The organism is Fodinibius salicampi (assembly GCF_039545095.1).
GTDB lineage: Bacteria > Bacteroidota > Rhodothermia > Balneolales > Balneolaceae > Fodinibius > Fodinibius salicampi.
In genome coordinates this window covers 1,702,204-1,722,506 of record NZ_BAABRS010000001.1, presented here as the reverse complement: position 1 = coordinate 1,722,506, position 20,303 = coordinate 1,702,204, and the positions used below count along the sequence as shown (strand labels likewise).

Genomic DNA, 20,303 nt, shown 5'->3' with positions numbered 1-20,303 from the left:
TTTATGCAGGAGCGTCAGGTGCCGTCATGGAAAATATGGATTGATACGGGAGGTACGTTTACGGATTGTATCGCTATCGATCCGGAGGAAAATTATCATACAGTAAAGGTATTGAGTAATAGTTCTTTACGCGGAAAAATCGTAGATGCTGTATCTGATGCAAGAACCTATACAATTGAGCAAGACTGGCAGGCCCCGGATGATTTTATCAAGGGATTTGACTTTCGATTGTTAAGCGAAACCCAAAGGCGGGCAAAAGTTACGGCCTATGACAGCACTGATTCCACAATTACTCTTGATCGTCCCATCCCAATAAATAAGGAAGAAACCGTTTCTTTTGAAGTGCTGTCCGATGAAGAGGCCCCGGTTTTAGCTATGCGACTAGCTACAAGGACCACTCCTCAGGAGGAACTGCCGCCCATTGACCTTCGACTGGCTACAACCAAGGCGACTAACGCCTTGCTGGAAGAGAATGGGGTTGCTACCGCATTATTCGTAACCGAAGGTTTTAGAGATTTACTGAATATCGGCACCCAGGAGCGACCGGACTTGTTTGCTTTGGAGATCAAAAAGCGGAAACCGATCTATAAGAAGGTTATAGAAGTAAAGGAACGTCTGGATGCAGATGGCAATGTTTTAAAGCAAATGGATCTATCCTCACTTGAAACAGAAGTTGAAAGACTGTTAGACAAGGGGATACGATCGTCTGCCATCGCGTTAATGCATAGCTACAAAAACGGGGAACATGAACAGGAGCTAAAAGAATGGCTCCTGGACAAAGGGTTCGATCATGTTTCAGTCTCATCGGCACTTAGTCCTTTTATCCGGATCATTTCACGGACAGAAACGACGCTTGTTAACGCCTACCTGGCCCCATTAGTTCAGGATTATCTGGATAAAGTGCAGTCTGTTATCCGGGAGGAGAAAATGCGGGTGATGACAAGCGCTGGTGGACTTACCTTGAAAGAAGATTATGCCCCAAAAGATAGCCTGCTCAGCGGTCCCGCAGGGGGTGTGGTAGGTGCCGCTGCCGTTGGAACAGAAGCGGGAATTGATAAGGTAATTTCATTGGATATGGGAGGTACCAGTACCGACGTCGCGCGTTATAATTCTGACTTCGAGTATAAATTTGAACACCAAGTGGGTAATGCGCATCTGATCGCTCCTACACTTAATATAGAAACAGTAGCAGCAGGAGGAGGATCAATCTGCTATTTTGATGGCCATAAACTTTGTGTAGGTCCGGAAAGTGCAGGTGCATCACCTGGGCCTGCTTGTTACGGGGCAGGTGGACCGCTTACCATCACCGATGTAAATTTGCTGTTGGGTCGATTAGATCCCCGTAATTTTCATATCCCGGTTGGTCTGGAGGCTGCTAAAAAACGGTTAGAAGAACTGAGAAAAGAGATAAAAGATACCCGGTCGAAAGCGCCTTCGACTGAAGAAATATTATCTGGATTTTTGAAAATTGCCAATGAGCGCATGGCCGATGCAATAAGGAAGGTTTCTGTTCGTAAAGGATACGATGTCCGAGAATATGGGATAGTGGCTTTTGGTGGAGCCGGTGCTCAACATGCTTGTGCCATTGCCAGCCGTTTGGATATTGATACAGTTTTGGTGCCTCGGCAGGCAGGTCTGCTTAGCGCCTATGGAATTGGAAACGCAAGAGTTGAAGAGTTTGCGGAAAAGCAACTATTACAACCTCTTGATCGTATTGAGAAAGATTTGGATGAGATTTGTGGAGACTTAGTCCGAGAAGCCCGGGAAAAGTTGGAACAGGAGGGAATTGAACGTAATCGGATTATAGTGCGACGGAAAATGCTATCCATGCGTTTAGAGGGGCAGGAAACCACACTGGAGATAGAATATGATAAGGAAACCAATCTCCGAAAAACATTTAAAACTGCTTATCAGGAACAGTATGGGCATTGGATCTCAGATCGTTCTATTGAAGTTGAAAGTTTACGCGTAGTGGCTTCCATGCAGCTGGATGTGAATGACCATGAGACAATACATACCGGGGAGGGGAGCCCGGAACCACAATTTAACAAATCCATTTGGTTTGATGATTCAGAACAGGATAGTCCCGCTTACCTGCGGGAGGATCTGATGTCGGGGGACTTTATTACGGGGCCTGCACTTATTTTAGATCCTCATAGCACCATAGTTTTAGAGCCGGACTGGAATCTTACGGTAATTGGGGGAGAAACCTTAAAACTTGAAAAACAAAACCGGGATATTTCTATCTCAGACCGTCCAAAATCGGAAGTTGTGAATTTGGAGTTATTTACGAATCGCTTTAGCTCCATTGCGGAAGAAATGGGAGTGATGCTGCAGCGTACAGCCCTGTCGGTTAATGTAAAAGATCGACTGGATTTTTCCTGTGCTTTATTAAATACAGAAGGAGAACTCGTAGTCAACGCACCACATATCCCGGTGCATCTGGGAGCGCTGGGATTATGTGTGAGAAAACTAAAGAAACATATTGCTATGGATCCGGGAGATGTCATAATAACCAATCATCCGGCCTATGGAGGTTCGCACCTTCCCGATGTCACCGTTGTAACTCCGGTCTATACGGATGAGAATCAACTGGTGGGCTATGCGGCAAGTCGGGCACATCATGCTGAGATCGGCGGAACGTCTCCGGGATCAATGCCTCCAACGGCTACAAGTCTTGCAGAGGAGGGAGTGGTAATTCCGCCTATGCACCTGATTAAAGGTGACTCAGAACGATGGGGCGATATAAAAAACCTTTTATTGGATGCCGAATATCCGACTAGAAGTGTGGATGAAAATATAGCAGATCTGCAAGCGGCTATCGCTGCAAATCAGCGCGGGAACAATAATTTGAAGGATTTATGTAAGAAGTACGGTGTTGAAAAGGTAAAGTTTTATATGAATGCCCTCGCAGATCACGCTGAGGAAAAAATGAGAGAGACGATTAAGGATATTCCTTCAGGTCACTATGTGAGTGAAGAGCACTTGGATGATGGAACACCATTAAAAGTATCGCTTCAGGTGAAAGAAGAGGAGGTGAATATTGATTTTACCGGGACGGGAGCCGTTCATCCCCACAACCTCAATGCAACACCAGCGATTGTTAACAGTGTGGTAATGTATGTGCTGCGACTGTTGATTGATGAGCCCATTCCTTTAAATGAAGGCATTCTTAAACCCATAGACATGAATCTACCTACTTGTTTGCTTAATCCTAAATTTAATGAAGATCCAAGTCAATGTCCGGCAGTTGTAGGCGGTAATGTAGAAGTTAGTCAGCGGTTGGTAGATACCTTACTAAAGCCATTTGAGAAGGTAGCCTGCAGCCAGGGGACTATGAATAATGTGCTTTTCGGAAATGATAATTTTGGATACTACGAAACCGTGGGTGGGGGAACGGGAGCGGGAGCCGATTTCCATGGTGTTGATGCAGTGCACCATCATATGACCAATACCCGCGGGACTGATCCTGAAATTCTGGAATACCGCTATCCCGTTCGCTTGGAAAAGTATGCCATCCGTAAAGGTTCAGGTGGTAATGGGAAGTGCAGGGGCGGAGAAGGAATACTGCGGGAGCTGCTCTTCCTGGAACCGGTTGAGCTTACCGTTTTAACACAGCACCGGAGGGAAAAGCCCTATGGCCTGCGAGATGGAAAACCTGCTAAGGTTGGAGAACAGTGGATCGTTAGAAAGAATGGAGATCGTGAACAAATGGGTTCTACGGATGGAAGGTCGCTTGAAGAAGGAGATCGATTTATACTGAAGACTCCGGGCGGTGGTGGCTTTGGAAAACCAAAGAAAAATCATGACTCATAAAGAGAAAACTATCCCAGAGGAATATTAAACCTGCAACCTTGAACCTTTAACCACTTTTATTACCAGCCTCCGCTGGCACCGCCACCGCCGGAACCGAATCCACCGCCACCGCTAAAGCCGCCGAATCCACCTCCGGAACTGCCTCCCCCGAAACCACCGCCACCGCCGAGGAAGATAAAACCGCCCGGACCTAAGGTCCGCCGCTTTCCTTTGCCTTTTCCACCTCCACCACGGCGCGAAGAAGAATAGACAACAAATACGATAAACAATATAAAGATCACAAAAGAGAGCATATCGTCATTACTTTGTGAGCTTCGTTCTTCAGTGAGTTGTCCCGTATATTCACCACTGGCCAGATCAATCATAGCCGAAGTAGCACGATCCAACCCTGAATAATAATCTCCTTTTCTAAAGCTGGGCGAAATAATTTCCCGAATAATACGTCCGGCCATCACATCAGGGATAGCTCCTTCCAGCCCATAGCCAACCTCAATACGTATTTCTCTTTCATTGGGTGCGATCAGGATGAGTACTCCATTATCCTTATCTCCCTCCCATAGGTTCCATTTATTAAAGAGGGTGGTAGCTGTTTCTTCAATGGATATGCCGTTAAGACTCTCAAGTGTGGCAACAGCAATAACGGTGGTGGTAGTATCCCGGTAATTACGCAGCTTTGTTTCCAGTTGCTGGCGTTCGGTATTACTCAACATCTGTGCAAAATCGTTTACATGTCCCACCGGCTCAGAAGGGAGATCCTGGGCTTTGGATGACATAACTATTCCAACTACGAATAGAGCACAAAGCATCAAATGTTTAAGACGGAACATAGAAAATAGTTATTGGATACTTGAAAGATTAAAGGTCAGAATATGAGGTTGCCTTTAAGAAATAGATGTCAATATGAGATACATTATCCTGGTACTTTTCTACCGCGGATAATTCTTCCCACTGAGAATCATTTCTAAAGGACTCCCAATGAGCATCACGGCTCTCCATATCTTCAAAAGAGGTCATATACATAAGGTTCGGCATTTTATTTCCTGATATGACATTGCCGTAGAAGATGGGGTTAAAATTCAATCGATCAAAGATTTCCACTTCTCCACCGGCATTAAACATATCTACCTTATTAACGTTTAAGGCTTCTGTTGGGCTCTCATAGCTTCTAAGTTCGTATACACGTTCAGGCTTGGGAGCATCCAGATCGGCCGTCATAAGAGTTGGGGCATATTCAAAGGCCCGCAATAAAGTAGACTCTAAACGCTTGTAAGGTGGATTATCGTGCGAAGCCTGAAGGTAATGTTCACCATCGGAAAGATACTCAGAATCGTTGTTGAGTTGCTGGGAGAGGGACGCAAATTCATTCAGGGAATCAAATGGAATGAGTACATGAGTTTTTAACGCACCAGAAGTATCTGCCTCATGAGGCTTGAAAACGCCCACGGGTTCAATGCCCAGTCGATGCAATGCCGGCAGGTAAGCCTCTTCTAAAAATTGGTCTGTTTGTTGTTGCTGTTCAGCATTGTCAAAATGATAGGTTTTAATCTGGAAAAACTGCTGCTCATCGCCTTGGTTCTGAGCGTATGCAGAAGTAATACCTAATTGAGCACAAAATAAAAGTAACAGAAAATAGATAGATCCCTTTTTCATAAAAATAAAGTTAGGTTAAGAATAACTGAGTGTTATGTGTTTGCATTGTAACTAATTTCATCTGTAAGCTCGTTAATATCGCCTTTTTGATGGTAGGGAAACAGTTCCGTGAGCTTATTTCCGACTTTGCGTATGGCTTCTTCAAGCCCTTGTTCATAGGCATCTTCCTTGAAATGCTGAACAATGAGCTTTAAAACATCATCCCAGAATCCATTATCTACTTTTTTGTGGATTCCCTTGCCGGCATAAACGGACACCTTATGGTCCTCGGTGGCTACATAGATCAGTACACCATTTTGGAAATGGGTTTCATCCATTCCCAGTTCATGAAATATTTCTGCCGCCCGTTCGAGGGGATCGCCTTCGCAGTGATGTTCGATATGAATACGAACTTCTCCGGAGGTTTTTCCCTCCGCCTCTGCAATGGCATCAATGATTTGCTGCTCTTCTTTTTCTGTAAGAAATTGTCTGGCAGGCATATGCGTATGGACTTTTTTAGGTCCTGGTTAGATTTCTATTAATTGAAGTTAACCTCGGGTACTTCTTCTGCCCCTTCATCGGCCTCAAAATAGGCTTTTTGATCAAATCCCAAAATACCGGCAAAGAGATTGGTCGGAAACCTCCGGAGATCAGTATTATACGATTGAACGGCCTCATTATATCGCTGCCGTTCGGTAGCTATGCGGTTTTCTGTGCCCTCCAGCTGGGTCTGTAAATCTCGAAAATTTTGATTGGCTTTAAGTTCTGGGTATCGCTCAACCGTGACAAGCAGTCGCGAAAGCGCACCGGAAAGTTGCTGTTGTGCCTGCTGGAACTGCTGAACCATCTGGGGATTGTTCAGGTCTTCGGCATTAAGCTGGATAGAAGATGCCTGGCTACGGGCCTCTACCACATCTGTCAGCGTTTGCTGTTCAAAGTCGGCTGCTCCCTTAACGGTATTTACGAGGTTTGGTACCAGGTCAGCTCTGCGTTGATACTGATTTTCTACCTGCGACCACGCCTGATTTACTGATTCCTGCTTTTCTACTAACCCGTTGTTAATGTTGATGCCATAAATAACAAGTAGGACAAGGGCTCCAACTCCGATAAGCGTTTTTATATTCATAAGTCAAAATTTCTTTGATATTATTAATATTTGCAAAGCATTAAAAGGTACAAAAAATAACTACCTATAGTACGCAATTCATTGCCAAAAGTTATTAGATCATTTTAAAATATTCATTTTTAATTCTTAATAATCTAATCCCTATCTTTGAAGCGAATTTAATCTAACGGCAAATAAAGATTTACATTGACCTATAAATTTATCTATTTCGATCTGGATGACACCCTGCTGGACCACCAGGCAGCAGAGCAAGCAGGGCTTTCAGAGGTGCATGATCATTTTGATTTGTTCGATGAAACATCCAAAGAAAAGCTTTTTGATACCTATAGCGAGGTTAACAGTGACCAGTGGAGATTATATAGTCTTGCTAAAATAGACCGACATGAGTTGCAGCGTAATCGTTTTGAACAAACACTTGAGCAATTGGGGCTGGATAACAGCCGTTACGAAGAAGTCGGACAATTTTATTTGTCAACGTATCGCAAGCACTGGCAGTGGATAGACGGAGCTAAAGAGGTCTATGAAAAGATTTGTAAGCACTACCCGGTAGGTATTCTGACGAATGGATTTGCCGAAACACAGCAGAAGAAATTTGAAGATTTTGAGCTGAACAACACGGCTCGGCATCTTGTCATATCGGAAGAGTTAGGGGCCCTCAAACCTGATCCCCGGGTATTTGAACATGCCACAAAAGTCACCGGGCGCTCAGCTAGTGAAATCCTCTACGTTGGGAACTCCTTTCCCTCGGATGTGGAAGGAGGCAACGCCTATGGATGGAATACGGCCTGGTATACTCAAAACGGGGAGGCTGAGAAACATAAACAGGCTGACTTCGTTTTCAATGATTTCCGGAATCTAAGTAATTATCTGAATATATAAGAGCGGGTTGTAAGTGAGAGTCAAACCAGATCTGGCATTCAACCTGTAATTTTTCAACTTTTATAATCTTAATGTAACCGATGTCTAACACAAAAATAACCGAACCCGAAGTTACACTGGAGTTAGCAAAAGATCATGGACTTACCGAAGAAGAGTTCGAGATGATCAAAGATTATCTGGGCCGAACCCCCAATTTTACGGAACTTGGAGTCTATTCGGTAATGTGGAGTGAGCACTGCTCGTATAAAAACTCCATTCTTGAAATTAAGAAGCTACCAAATGAAGGCCCGCAGATGCTGGTAGGAGCCGGCGAGGAGAATGCCGGACTGGTAGATCTCGGTGACGGACTCGGTTGTGTATTTAAAGTAGAAAGCCATAATCATCCCTCCGCAATTGAACCCTACGAAGGAGCTGCTACCGGCGTAGGCGGTATCCATCGCGATATTTTTACTATGGGAGCCCGTCCTGTGGCAAGCCTCAACTCACTCCGTTTTGGTAACCTGGATACGCCCCGCGTTCGGTTCCTGCTGGATGGGGTAGTGCGCGGTATTGCCGATTATGGAAATGCATTTGGAGTGCCTATGGTAGGCGGCGAAATTTATTTTGATGACAGTTACGAAGGCAATCCACTGGTTAACGCCATGAGTGTGGGTATTGTCAAAGAAGACCGCACCGCTTCGGCCATTGCTGAGGGTGTTGGCAATCCGGTGCTGATTGTGGGATCCGAAACCGGGCGTGACGGCATCCACGGCGCTACTTTTGCATCCGAGGAAATCAGTGAAGAAAGTGAAGACAAACGACCCAGTGTGCAGGTTGGTGATCCTTTTTCAGAAAAACAGCTGTTGGAAGCTACGCTTGAAGTTATTAAAAATGTTGACATCGTTGGTATACAGGATATGGGAGCGGCGGGCATCAGCTGTTCCTCCTCAGAGATGACGGCCAAGGGCGGGGTGGGCATGCGCCTTGATCTTGATAAGGTACCCGCACGCGAGAAGGGGATGACCGCCTATGAACTGCTCCTTTCCGAAAGTCAGGAGCGGATGCTTGTGGTAGCCGAAAAAGGCACGGAACAGGAAGTGATTGATATTTATGAAAAATGGGATCTCAATGCGGTAGTAATTGGGGAAGTCGTAGAAGGCGAGAATGTTACGTACCTTAAAGACGGCGAAGTAAAGGCCGATATTCCGGCTGACAGCCTGGTACTGGGGGGAGGTGCTCCACAATATAAGCGGGAAACAAAGAAGCCTGCATACCTGGAAGAGAAACAATCCTTTGATATAAGCAGCCTGAAGCATCCTTCTGATCATAAAGAAGTGCTCCAAGCGTTGATGACATCCCCCAATATTGCTTCCAAGCGTTGGGCGTATGAGCAATATGATACGATGGTGCGGACCAATACGGTAAATGGACCCGGTGCTTCTGATTCAGGATTGGTGCGTATTAAGGGCACGAATAAGGGATTGGCCGTAAAAACGGATTGTAACGGGCGATATGTGTATTTGAATCCTCGTCGTGGTGGACAAATTGCAGTGGCTGAAGCAGCTCGTAATGTAGTGTGCAGTGGTGCCAAACCGATGGCTATCACCAATTGCCTGAACTTCGGCAATCCCTACAAACCGGAAGTGTACTGGACCTTTAAAGAAGCCCTGGCAGGTATGGGCGAAGCCTGTCGAACTTTTAATACTCCTGTAACTGGTGGGAACGTAAGTTTTTATAATGAAAATCCGGAGATGGCAATTTTCCCTACGCCTGTCATCGGTATGCTGGGATTAGTAGAGGATATGGAAAATCACCGCATGACGCCTGTCTTTAAAGAAGCGTCTGATTTGGTTTATTACATCGGCGCGGAACGCAAAGGACTGGGGGGAAGTGAATACCTGCATAAGGTGCACGACCTTACTACTGGTAATGCTCCTGAAATTGACTTAGAGTTTGAAGGGCGTTTGCAGGAGGCATTACTCGAGGCGATACGGGGGCAGAAAGTAAACGCCGCCCATGATATTTCGGACGGTGGATTGGCTGTAACACTTTCTGAGATGGCATTATTTGCCGGTAAAGGAGCTGCCATTTCTATTGATGAATTGGGCGATGACAAACATGAGGTGCTTTATAGTGAAGCGCAGTCTGGTGTGGTGGTTAGTTGTAGTCCGGACCAACAGGACGAGCTGGAAGCACACTTTTCAAATCATGATATTCCCTTTTACCAGCTGGGATCAGTTGGTACTGAAAAAGACAGCTTGAAGATTGAGGATCTTTTGGAAGTTTCCGTCGGAGAGTTAAACGATCTGTATGAGGGAGTCATTGAGCGTGCGATGAAACAAAAAGAGGATGTGATAAGCTAAAGATCAGCTTCTGAATTAATGTAAGAAAAGGGACTTTTAGAGTCCCTTTTCTTTATCTGGCAAAGTTCTGAGATAACTTAACCTTCATCCTGATATATTTAGTTGGCTATTAATCAAGCCCGGGCCGTGCCCTCATATAGCCATCGTGAGCCATCATTTTCCCCATTTCATCATAGGCCTCATTTTCTTTCGGAGCCCAGGTCCCGAGCCCGTCAACATACCGGTTATACATGCAGAAGGCGGCGGCTATAAGCACCGTATCGTGTATTTCTCGATCCGTGGCCCCTTCATCCTTAGCTTTTTGTATATCTTTTTCTGCTACATCCCGACCACTTTTTTTTACCTGTTTTGCTATATCCAGCAGGGCTCGAAGCTTGGGGGAAATGTCCGTTTCTTCAAAATCTTTTTTAATATCGTCAATGAGTGAAAGATCCCCGTCAAAATGATGAGCAGCCGAAGCGCCATGTGAAGTATGGCAAAAATGGCAGTTATTTTGGTAAGAAACATAAGAGGCAATCATTTCGCGCTCTCCGCTTGATAGCGGAGAAGGACCACGCAATAATGTTTCGGCCAGCTGGCATAACGGTTTTGCAGTTTCCGGACTGAAGTGAAAAAGTCCTACAATACCGGGCTTATCTGTTTTTAAGTCAATATGAGCCATAGTTAGTCCCTGTTTTAGATTTAAATAAGATAATTTAATATATCAAAGATTTACTCTTAACCAATATTCTTAGTACTCTCTCTTTTTAACCAAGTACCGAAGCAATTGATTTTTCAATAATATCAATACCTTCGTCAATATGTTGTTTTTCGACGGTTAACGGTGGACGAAAACGGATGGTTCGGGCGCCACAGGAGAGAATCATCAGCTTGTTATTAAAACATTCCTTGATGATCTGGTCCCGGATTTCTGTGTTGGGAAGATCTATCGCGCAGAAAAGGCCCTTGCCACGGGCATTGGTTACCGCTTTGAACTGATCAGCAAGTCCCTCTATGTTTTGCAATAAATAATCTCCCACTTTTTCTGCATTCTCGACTAGGTTATCCTCTTCTATTACTTCAAGGATACGACCAAAACGAACCATGTCCACCAGATTGCCTCCCCATGTAGAATTAATGCGCGAAGAAACGTGGAAGCAGTTATCTTTCACTTCGTCTACGCGTTTCCCAGCCAGGATACCACATACCTGTGTCTTCTTGCCAAAAGCGAGGATATCCGGCTTCACGTAATGTTCGTGGGCCCAGAATTTACCGGTCAATCCGACGCCCGTTTGTACTTCGTCATAAATAAGGAGTGCTTCGTGTTCATCCGCTAAATTACGCAGTGCCTGGTGAAACTGTTTTCGGAAATGCCTGTCGCCACCTTCGCCCTGTATCGGTTCAATAATAATGCAGGCAATTTCATCTTTATACATTTCAAAGTAGCGTTCAGCTTGTGCTATAGCACGCTTCTCGTCCGCTTGCGTTTTCTGAATATTCTCACCCGTAGCAGGATAGGTCATGGCTGGCGAAATAACCCGGGGCCAGTCAAATTTAGGAAAATACTTAACCTTGGTAGGGTCCGTATTGGTCAGTGACATTGTGTAGCCGGTACGTCCATGAAAAGCCTGTTCAAAATGTAATACTTTATGTCCTTTTTCCTTCCGATATCCCTTCTCGAAATTTTTCTGAACCTTCCAGTCAAAAGCTACTTTAAGGGCATTTTCCACTGCCAGGGCCCCACCAGATATAAAGAACGAGTAGGGGAGGTAGTCGGGGATGCCTATTCGATCAAAATTATCTACAAATTCCGCCATCTCCTCAGTATAGATATCAGAATTTGAAGGTTTGTTGATAGCAATTTCTCCTATCTTTTCCCGAAATTCCTTGTTATTGAGACGCGGATGATTCATCCCCAGGGGGTTAGAAGCAAAAAAAGTAAAAAAGTCGAGGTACTGCTCTCCGGACTTGGCATCCAGAAGATAAACACCTTCGCTGTTTTTAAGATCCAGCACAATATCATAGCCATCCGTGAGCATATGTTTATTGAGAATAGAGTGTACTTGTTCGGGATCGACGTCAGTAATAGTGGACATAAGTCTCCTGATAGGATTTAATTCAATTTTTCATGCATAAAATCATGGGGGAAAGAATTTTGAATTTACTATTGACAAATACCCATGTCAAGCCTTATTATTACGGACTCACATCGCGGGGTGGAGCAGCTGGTAGCTCGTCGGGCTCATAACCCGAAGGTCGGAGGTTCGAATCCTCCCCCCGCCACTACCAGGGACGGCTTTCTGAGGATCAGGAAGCCGTTTTTTTATTTTGGCATTTCTTTTCGTATTTGAACGCAACATGTTAAAGTTACGCTTATAGCAATATAAGTTTTCTCAATTCGAGATCCGTTAGTAAAAAAGATTGTGCTTTCTCCAATGTGTTTTTATATACTACTACAGTATAAAATACTCGTTGGATAATTGGTTTCGTTGGTACAAAATCGGGGCAGATCTTTTTGGCATTATATTAAAATTATGATTGGTAAGAAGCCTACACTTTTCTTAGTAAAATGGTACTCTTCAAAAGTTATAATACAGGCATTTTTATTGTTATTAATGGGAAGTTTGTTTCCATCTCAGCGTTTGATAGCGCAGGGAACAAGTATTGAAGGAAGTGTAGTAGTGGAACGAGCACAAAGCCCAAGTATTGAAATGGGAGGAGGGGGATATCAGGACAAATTTGGCGGCAATACAAATCAAGAAGATAGTTCTTTAGATGATGTTTTGGTCTGGCTCGAATTCCAGAACAGAAATCAGCCAGAAGTGAAAGACACGAGAAAGCAACGGGTTTTAAATCAGCTTGACAAACGTTTTGAACCCCGGCTGATAATTATTCGGGCGGGAGATGTGGTTCGAATACTTAATTCCGATCCGGTATATCACAATGTGTTCAGTTTGTCGAAAGCTAAACGCTTTGATGTAGGACGTCGTTCGCCCGGTGATTTTCAAGAGGTTAAGTTTAATAAACCCGGTGTCATCGATGTTTTCTGTGATATCCATTCTGATATGCATGCCGTAATTGTTGTCGCTCCCAAACAAACTGTGGCAATGCAAAAATTGAACAGCAGTGGAGGATTCCGGTTCGACGCGATTCCCGAAGGAGAGTATACCCTTCATTTTTATGCCTTGGGTGATCGGGAAGCAAGTGTGGAAATAAGTACTGTTGATAAAGAAAATGTAGCGCTGGAACCAATCAGGATAGGATCTTAATAATGGAATCTCCTAAATTTCCTATTCGATGGAAGTTACTATCCGGATTCGTAGGCCTTGCTCTGCTGGTGTTGGTCGTGGTGCTTTTTGCAGTTAGCCAAATCTTAGATAACCGGATTCGCGAAGATATAAACTCAAGTTTTCATGAGGCTGGAAAGATTTTTGAGCAATTGCAGGATGTTCGATTTCGACAGCTTCGGCAGACAGCTACACTCGTGGCTGATATGCCCTATATGAAGGCTGCGATTTCAACAGGAGATCCAAACACCATAAACCAGCAAATTCGCCAGGAATTAGTTCACCTCTTGCATTTTGATCCCCTGATTTCTGATACTCTGGCTTCGGAACCGCTAACGACTAGCCTGGATTCTGTGGGATTAGTAATGGTTTTTGACAAAGATGGAGTTCTTCTTGGTCAATTATCCAATATCGATCCTAACAAAACATCTATGAGTAGTAAATCTGGGGTACAAAAAGCTTTGAAAGGACAGTATCCGCAACAATCATATATCTGGAAACAAGGAGAGAATTATTTTAATGTGATTACTATACCGGTCTTTTTGCAGAATCAGGTTATTGCAGCACTTTCACTTGGGTATCCTATTCGTAATCGCGAAGCAGAACTACTTGCTCAAGTGATCGGATACGAGGTATCGTATTATGTGGATGAAAAGCTCTTAACTACTTCTATTGATTCCTTGTTGGAAAAAGATCGGACAATTCTTTCTAAAGGCATTGAGCAAGCTTCTGTAGACGAAATTAACCGGCAGGGCAGCACGACCATCGAAATGGAAATGAAGAATCAGCAATGGCTCGCATATTTATTGCCAATGGTACAATATGATCCTCAGTCTGTAGAAATTTCAGGTTATTATGCTGTTGCAAAATCATTGACACAGGCTCTGGAACCCCTTCATCAATTGCAACGCGTTATTTATCTAATTGGTTTTGGAGGAATATTAATAGCGATTGTTCTTGGCATCACTCTAACAAAAAATTTGACGCGTCCGATTAATCGGTTGCTCGATGGTATTAAAAGGATTGAAAATGAGGATTATGATCATCCTGTTTCTGTTGAAAGCCGGGATGAGTTTGGGCAATTGACGCGAACTTTTAATAAGCTGGTAACCAATATCAAGGAAAGTATAAGGGAAAAAGAGACCCTGTTGGCGGAAATTCATCACCGGGTTAAGAATAATCTGGCGGTTATTTCTGGATTATTGCAATTGGAAGGTAATAACGTTGAGGATGAACAAACGGAGCGGATTATTAAGAATAGTCAATTGCGTATCCAGTCGATGGCCACGGTACACGAAATGCTTTATAAAGCACAGAATTTTAATAACCTTGCTTTCAATGATTTTATCAAAAAGATGGTCAACTCCATTCATGATATATATAAATCAGCTTATTCGGACCTGAGTGTAGATATTGATGCGGAAGATATTGATCTAAATGTGAATCAAGCTGTTCCTTTTGGGCTCATGGTTAATGAGCTGGTAACCAATGCTTTTAAGCATGCCTATCCTGATGGGGGATCAGGAACGGTGGCCATTTCATTTTATGAAGAAGAAGGTAGCGTAGTTCTCAAGGTAGAAGATGAGGGGAAGGGGTTGGATGATGATTTTTCTTTGGAAGAAAGTGAGTCATTGGGTTTTTCTCTTATCAAAATACTATCTACACAGATAGACGCGAAAATAAAGATAGAATCTGAGCGTGGAACAAAGATCACCGTTATTTTTGAGAAAAAAGATAAAAAAGGATCAAGCAGTTCATTGAATTTGAATTAATGCGATGTCATATGGAGATAAATAGAAAAGGTTTCTGTTTGTTCATTAGCATTTGGTTGATGTTGGCAGGTACAGCATTTGGGCAGATAGATATTGGCGGATTAGCAGATTTTGAATTGCGAAAGGGCGGGACGGATTCAGATCCCACGGTGAATCAGACCCCCAATGATAAATGGCTGATTTATACGCCTTCTATCCGACTTTTTGTGAATGCACCAATTTCTGATAATTGGTTTGTTTCGGGTGCGCTGCAATCAGATTATTATACAGGAAGTAGAAGTGAGATCTTTTTTTCTTCTTTTAATATCAATTGGTTGGCCGCTGAGAATTTTAAGATTACGGCCGGTCGTTTTACCACGCCTTTTGGCAGAACTGATGAACTGTTGCTTTCTTCAAATAATCCTTTTGTGCATTTGCCGCTGTCCCATGTATGGAATATGCCGGTGAATCAGCAGCGTGGTTACTTTTTTGGGGAAAGCTCGTATGATGGGGTACCTGGACAATCATTAGTGTACAGGCGGATGTATTCGCAGGGGGTAAAACTTACCGGGGCAACGGAAAATGAAAGGTTTCAGTATGAACTTGCCGCTACATTGACCGGAGTTTCCAGTTATACCGATGTCGGGGAACAAAACCTTCCCGCATTTATAGGCCGGATGGAGTTGCGCCCTGTTATATGGAGTAAAATCGGTATTTCATTTGGGAGGGGAGCTTATTTGCTGGACGATCCTATAAATGATGTATTATCGGATAAGGAGAGAGCCGGGTATCGACAGACGATTGTCTCAGCCCATACCGAGTTTTCCTATAGTTATTATCAGTTATTGTTCCAGTATACTTTTAATCGCTGGGATTCTCCCTGGATAGATCCGGATGGTCAACTTGTTCAAGAACACCTTGACAATGATGTAGCACATTACCTTGCAAAATTTAAAATGCGTTTTCCTTTTTGGGTAGGCGGATATGGGGCCATTCGCTATGAACGATATATTCCCAAAGAACTAACACTTGATTCTCTAAATATCACAGGTAAACCTACTCCTGACAAAGACCGATTTGAGGTTGTTGCTGGATATAAGCTAAATAGGAACATACTTTTAAAGGTTTCCTATTTGCTTTCCAAGAACAAGGGTATGGAGTTAAAAGATGATGTTTTTGCTATTCAGTTAAGTGCCGGTTTTTAAGTTTTAAGAGCAGTAGAATGAGTTAAACCCTATAACTTTCGGACTCATATCGCGGAGTGGTATAGCTAGTAGCTCAACGGACTTTTATCCGCCGGCTGGCTGACGCCTCCTCCCCCCAATACTATGAAGGGCGTTTCCGTTTACCCCGCACGTTATCGGGATAAGTAAATGGCTATTTAGTTTTCTGAAATTCCTGGCTCTGGTATGCAGATAACCAGTAAAGCATTTTAATTTATAGTCAATAACAGAAAAATTTTATTCTTAGGTCTTTCATTTCTACATTACATGTTGAGGGAGGTCAAAAGACTGCCTGTGCCAGTTAATATAGCCGTTCATTTAATGTAAAGAGTCTGCCATGTATAATAACCGGTTTTTAATGTTGATGCTTTTCGCCATAGTATCCATTACTATGCTTTCCTGTGGTACTTCCCGGAATTTGGATATAGAACGGGGTACAGGCTATAACTTTCAAGCAGGTCATCCAGAATATCGTACAACCGTTTTTGGCTATATGGATGAAGAAGAGGGAACCCTTCTTGAAATAGGGGCAAAAATTGTTAAGGGTAGCCTGATTTATAAAGATGAGGATGATACCCTGCAGGCACGAATCTCCGTTGAATACCAGGTGCAGGACCTTGATAACAATAACAATGTGATTATTTCTGAACAGTCAACGGAGATTATCAAAAGCACCGATCAGGATATAAGCTCTACTAGGGAAACGCTAGACCTTAATTATACTCATCCTATTGATCCTGGGCGCTACGAGGTGGTTGTTAATGTTACCGACTTGAATACGAATAAAAATATCACCCAATCTATTGAAACCGCCATACCGGAAACCCAGAAAGGGGAATATAGCTTGTCGAATGTGCTGTTGGATGGTAAAATAGTTGGTGAAGGAGGATGGGAACCCATAAGCACTTATGATGTGAAAAGTAAAGTTGATTCTCTGCGGTTTGTCTTCCAGGTGATAAGTCCGCAAACTGATAAGAGAATGGAAATTAATACCCGTTTATTAAGGTATGCTTCCGATACTTCCTATACTCGGCCCATGCATTATTCAAATTACAGTCCCTCTTCTATAGAATACAAAGGATTGGATTATGATGAAGAAACCGAATTACAGTCCAATCGACGGGTTCTGACAGATTATGCGAGTACCTTTATAGAGTTTAAATTTGCCAATCAGGAACGGGGGAATTACCGTTTTGAGGTGCGGGCTCAGCGCGATGGGGATGAGGAAGAACTTTTTAAAGCCCGTGACTTTGGGGTTAAAAGTAAAAATTATCCAGCAGTACGGTCGGCCCGTGAGCTGGCTCGTCCGTTGGTATACCTGATGGGAGAAGATGATCACGAGGAGCTCATGAAAATCAGTAACAACGATTCCCTTAAAAAAGAAGTGGATCGCTTTTGGCTGAAAAATGTAGGGAATGCTAATGAAGCCCGTCATGTCATCGAGATGTATTATGAGCGTGTAGAAGAGGCCAATAAACAGTTTTCTAACTTCAAAGAAGGCTGGAAAACCGATTTGGGAATGATCTATGTCCTATTTGGCCGTCCCTGGTATACCCGAAGCCATTTGAAAGAGCTTGTATGGTTCTATTCCTATAATCACAGTGATCCGGAATATTCCTACTATTTTAACCAACCGAAGCTGAAAAATAAATTTTTCCCCTTCTACCATTATTTGCTCCGGCGAAACAACTATTATTATACCGTTCAGTACATGCAGCGCCAGCTTTGGCTTACCGGGCAGATACTAACCCGGCAGATATAAAAATATTTAATACTCTATCTGTGAGGCCGTCATAGGATAATAGTAGAGCTATATAATGGACCCGTCTAACAGTAAAACGGGGAAAATATTCATGCCGCCGGTTGTTGTTCATAGTTCCATGATGAACCTCTGGTTATTATTTCTTGCAACAATCCAAAGTAAGTCTGTAGGGCCCCAAGTGAAGACAATTATGATGTTACTTCATCAGATATTAATAACTTGTGCAATGCTCATATATACTAGTAATGAATAGATCCAAATAATCATACGCCTTGGCAAAAAAATCCTTTTCGGGAATAACTAAAGTTATTCTCACTTGGATTTCGAGCTAAAGAATAATGAAGAGAATGTTTCTGCAACAAGAGTGTCGGGAGGATATCTTTCCATGAGAGTAAACATTTTGTGGGATTCTGAATAAGAAATAGCTTTTCCGTTAATCCTTTTAAGCAATCAAAAGCCACTCCCAATTTGGGAGCGGCTTTTTTATTTGTAAAATTATTTTTCCAATTCTTATTTAGAACACTTACAATAACGATTTCGAATTTTATTTCATACATTAAACCCATTTGGTAGATTAACGGCATTATTTTAGTCTTTTGATCTCGTTTAACAACAGAATTTGAATTTTTGAGTAAAGAAAAATTGATGAATATAGGCGAACGGCGAACGAAGATTGTTTGCACACTGGGTCCCAGCAGTAATACCGAAGAAAAAATTGATGCTTTAATACGTGCCGGTATGAATGTGGCCCGCATAAATTTTTCCCACGGCACGCACGAAGACAACGGACAGGTCATCCGAAATGTGAGAAAAGTAGCTGACAAGTATAATCTTGCTGTACCTATTCTGGCCGACCTGCAGGGACCTAAAATCAGGGTTGGAAATATGAAGGATGACGGTCAGATGATAAAAGAAGACGATTATGTAACGCTTACGCCCGAGGATGTAGAAGGGACCTCAGAGCTTGTCCCGGTTGATTATCCTCACTTGGTTGAGGATGCCTCTGAAGGAAACCGTATCCTTATTGATGATGGACTGCTGGAGCTAAGAGTAGTTAAGAAAGATGAGGATAGTATTGTAGCACAGGTGGTGGTGGGCGGTCTGTTGAAATCCCGGAAGGGAGTGAATCTTCCGGATGTAGATATCTCCATGTCGTCTCTTACCGAAAAAGACATTAAGGATTTGGAATTCGCTGCATCGCAGGATGTGGATTATTTTGCTATGTCGTTTGTGCGTTCTGCCAACGATATACAGGATGTGATATCACGGGTCCGGGCGGAAGGATCCAATGCAGGCATTATTGCTAAAATTGAAAAGCCCGAGGCGGTGGAAGTGATCGATGATATTATCGAAGAGGCGAACGGTATTATGGTGGCGCGCGGCGATTTAGGAATCGAGATTCCCAGTGAGAAAGTGCCAATGGTTCAGAAAAATATTATTGATCGCTGCCGAAGAGTGGGCAAGCCGGTAATTACGGCTACGCAAATGCTCGATTCCATGATCGAAAATCCCCGTCCCACCCGGGCAGAAAGTTCGGATGTCGCGAATGCTGTACTGGATGGTACGGATGCGGTCATGCTTTCCGGGGAAACCGCTGCTGGTAAGTATCCGACGGAATCGGTGAAGACGATGGATAAAATCTGTCGTTCTGTCGAAGAAGATGCGCTGCAAATCTATCAGAGTCTGAAGTATCGCAAGCCGGAGTGGAAAGAGAAGCAGGTTGTGGAATCGCTGGCGTATTCCTGCGTTACGCTGGGTAATAATGTGGAAGCCAAGGCCATTAGTACGATTACCCGATCTGGCAGTACCGCACGACGTATTGCCAAGTTTCGTCCGCAGGTACCCATTGTCGCCTTTACAGAAAGTGATGAGGTGCGCCGAAAGTTGGGGCTCGTATGGGGCGTTCGTTCCGTAAAAATTGATGAGCGTAGTAAAACGACCGATCAGAGTGTAAGGGTTATGGAAGATTACCTGATTGGTCAGGGGCTTGTAAATGAGGGAGACCGCGCTATTATTGCCTCGGGCATGCCCGTTGCCAAGCGGGGTGGTACCAATATGATTAAGGTGAGTACGATTTAAAACGGAAAAAGGATAGGGGTTAGGGGTTGAAGGTTAAAATTAAATGTTGAAGGTTACAGGTTTAAGGTCATTAATGGGTTTTCGGATATAGGATGGCGGATAGCAGATGGCAGAATCTTGTCCTAGTATAGGTTGACGGCCCCATCCCAAACCTAAAAAATATCCATCGTCATTTCGTGGGAAGCGCAGTGGAATCAGGAGGTTTTCTTATCAAAAGCTGCTTGGTATCTTAGGGGACACGTATTCCGGCCAGATATTCCTGTCAATACCACTACACCATCGGCCCCGCCTGTGTTCAAATCGTATCCAATCGGGAGGGAGACTATTATCATTAGAAGCCGGAGACATTACCATTGGAAGTTAGTTCATCGGCTGTGGAGATTTGTTCTATGGGTAACCCGCTCCCCGGTATTCCCCACGGACGGATATT

14 protein-coding genes and 1 tRNA gene are annotated in these 20,303 nt (G+C 43.5%); 9 read left to right on the top strand and 6 right to left on the bottom strand.

Going from position 1 to position 20,303, the window contains the following annotated elements; all coding sequences use genetic code 11:
- The first annotated feature begins 3 nt into the window (after positions 1-3).
- Complete coding sequence (locus ABEB05_RS07400) at positions 4-3,816, top strand: hydantoinase B/oxoprolinase family protein (protein WP_265788886.1); 3,813 nt, start codon at positions 4-6, stop codon at positions 3,814-3,816.
- 59 nt (positions 3,817-3,875) lie between these two features.
- Here the strand turns inward: ABEB05_RS07400 and ABEB05_RS07395 are convergent, their stop codons facing one another.
- The 4 genes from ABEB05_RS07395 to ABEB05_RS07380 are packed head-to-tail and all read right to left on the bottom strand — an operon-like array spanning position 3,876 to position 6,571.
- Complete coding sequence (locus ABEB05_RS07395) at positions 3,876-4,643, bottom strand: TPM domain-containing protein (RefSeq protein WP_265788882.1); 768 nt, start codon at positions 4,641-4,643, stop codon at positions 3,876-3,878.
- 28 nt (positions 4,644-4,671) lie between these two features.
- The gene (locus ABEB05_RS07390) at positions 4,672-5,466 is read right to left on the bottom strand and encodes an NIPSNAP family protein (RefSeq protein WP_265788880.1); all 795 of its coding nucleotides are present in this window, start codon (positions 5,464-5,466) and stop codon (positions 4,672-4,674) included.
- A gap of 32 nt (positions 5,467-5,498) precedes the next feature.
- Positions 5,499-5,945, bottom strand: a complete 447-nt coding sequence (locus ABEB05_RS07385; protein WP_265788878.1) for a TPM domain-containing protein — start codon at positions 5,943-5,945, stop codon at positions 5,499-5,501.
- Positions 5,946-5,983: 38 nt separating this feature from the next.
- Positions 5,984-6,571: a LemA family protein gene (locus ABEB05_RS07380; protein WP_265788876.1), complete on the bottom strand. Its 588-nt coding sequence runs from the start codon at positions 6,569-6,571 to the stop codon at positions 5,984-5,986.
- Positions 6,572-6,757: 186 nt separating this feature from the next.
- Between ABEB05_RS07380 and ABEB05_RS07375 the strand changes: the two genes are divergently transcribed.
- Both ABEB05_RS07375 and purL read left to right on the top strand, forming a co-directional pair.
- On the top strand, positions 6,758-7,450 hold the full coding sequence (locus ABEB05_RS07375) for an HAD family hydrolase (RefSeq protein ID WP_265788874.1): 693 nt from the start codon (positions 6,758-6,760) through the stop codon (positions 7,448-7,450).
- A gap of 80 nt (positions 7,451-7,530) precedes the next feature.
- The gene (gene purL, locus ABEB05_RS07370) at positions 7,531-9,792 is read left to right on the top strand and encodes a phosphoribosylformylglycinamidine synthase subunit PurL (RefSeq protein ID WP_265788872.1); all 2,262 of its coding nucleotides are present in this window, start codon (positions 7,531-7,533) and stop codon (positions 9,790-9,792) included.
- 109 nt (positions 9,793-9,901) lie between these two features.
- Here the strand turns inward: purL and ABEB05_RS07365 are convergent, their stop codons facing one another.
- Positions 9,902-10,453: a carboxymuconolactone decarboxylase family protein gene (locus ABEB05_RS07365; RefSeq protein ID WP_265788870.1), complete on the bottom strand. Its 552-nt coding sequence runs from the start codon at positions 10,451-10,453 to the stop codon at positions 9,902-9,904.
- 85 nt (positions 10,454-10,538) lie between these two features.
- Positions 10,539-11,867: an L-lysine 6-transaminase gene (gene lat / locus ABEB05_RS07360; RefSeq protein ID WP_265788869.1), complete on the bottom strand. Its 1,329-nt coding sequence runs from the start codon at positions 11,865-11,867 to the stop codon at positions 10,539-10,541.
- Positions 11,868-11,981: 114 nt separating this feature from the next.
- On the opposite strand from lat, the gene ABEB05_RS07355 reads away from it, so the two are divergent.
- From ABEB05_RS07355 to pyk, 6 genes are all read left to right on the top strand, one after another.
- Positions 11,982-12,054: transfer RNA gene (locus ABEB05_RS07355), tRNA-Met, on the top strand.
- A 341-nt stretch (positions 12,055-12,395) separates the two neighbouring features.
- Positions 12,396-13,040, top strand: a complete 645-nt coding sequence (locus ABEB05_RS07350) for a cupredoxin domain-containing protein (protein ID WP_345694242.1) — start codon at positions 12,396-12,398, stop codon at positions 13,038-13,040.
- Between the two features lie 2 nt (positions 13,041-13,042).
- Positions 13,043-14,830, top strand: coding sequence for a histidine kinase dimerization/phosphoacceptor domain -containing protein (locus ABEB05_RS07345; protein ID WP_265788865.1), 1,788 nt, complete (start codon positions 13,043-13,045; stop codon positions 14,828-14,830).
- 38 nt (positions 14,831-14,868) lie between these two features.
- A complete protein-coding gene (locus ABEB05_RS07340; RefSeq protein WP_265788863.1) occupies positions 14,869-16,014 on the top strand; it encodes a hypothetical protein in 1,146 nt (381 codons plus the stop codon).
- 382 nt (positions 16,015-16,396) lie between these two features.
- Entirely contained in the window at positions 16,397-17,794 is a 1,398-nt protein-coding gene (locus tag ABEB05_RS07335) for a GWxTD domain-containing protein (RefSeq protein ID WP_265788861.1), read from the top strand.
- Between the two features lie 627 nt (positions 17,795-18,421).
- Positions 18,422-19,873 carry a pyruvate kinase gene (gene pyk, locus ABEB05_RS07330; protein WP_265788859.1) on the top strand — a complete coding sequence of 484 codons (1,452 nt, stop codon included), beginning with the start codon at positions 18,422-18,424 and terminating at the stop codon, positions 19,871-19,873.
- Positions 19,874-20,303: the final 430 nt, after the last annotated feature.

What these genes read in the sequence shown, in the direction of transcription:
- purL (WP_265788872.1), top strand. Translation starts at nt 7,531, where the DNA reads ATGTCTAACACAAAAATAACCGAACCCGAAGTTACACTGGAGTTAGCA.
- ABEB05_RS07390 (WP_265788880.1), bottom strand. Translation starts at nt 5,466, where the DNA reads ATGAAAAAGGGATCTATCTATTTTCTGTTACTTTTATTTTGTGCTCAA.
- ABEB05_RS07385 (WP_265788878.1), bottom strand. Translation starts at nt 5,945, where the DNA reads ATGCCTGCCAGACAATTTCTTACAGAAAAAGAAGAGCAGCAAATCATT.
- ABEB05_RS07365 (WP_265788870.1), bottom strand. Translation starts at nt 10,453, where the DNA reads ATGGCTCATATTGACTTAAAAACAGATAAGCCCGGTATTGTAGGACTT.
- ABEB05_RS07345 (WP_265788865.1), top strand. Translation starts at nt 13,043, where the DNA reads ATGGAATCTCCTAAATTTCCTATTCGATGGAAGTTACTATCCGGATTC.
- ABEB05_RS07380 (WP_265788876.1), bottom strand. Translation starts at nt 6,571, where the DNA reads ATGAATATAAAAACGCTTATCGGAGTTGGAGCCCTTGTCCTACTTGTT.
- ABEB05_RS07395 (WP_265788882.1), bottom strand. Translation starts at nt 4,643, where the DNA reads ATGTTCCGTCTTAAACATTTGATGCTTTGTGCTCTATTCGTAGTTGGA.
- ABEB05_RS07335 (WP_265788861.1), top strand. Translation starts at nt 16,397, where the DNA reads ATGCTTTTCGCCATAGTATCCATTACTATGCTTTCCTGTGGTACTTCC.
- lat (WP_265788869.1), bottom strand. Translation starts at nt 11,867, where the DNA reads ATGTCCACTATTACTGACGTCGATCCCGAACAAGTACACTCTATTCTC.
- ABEB05_RS07400 (WP_265788886.1), top strand. Translation starts at nt 4, where the DNA reads ATGCAGGAGCGTCAGGTGCCGTCATGGAAAATATGGATTGATACGGGA.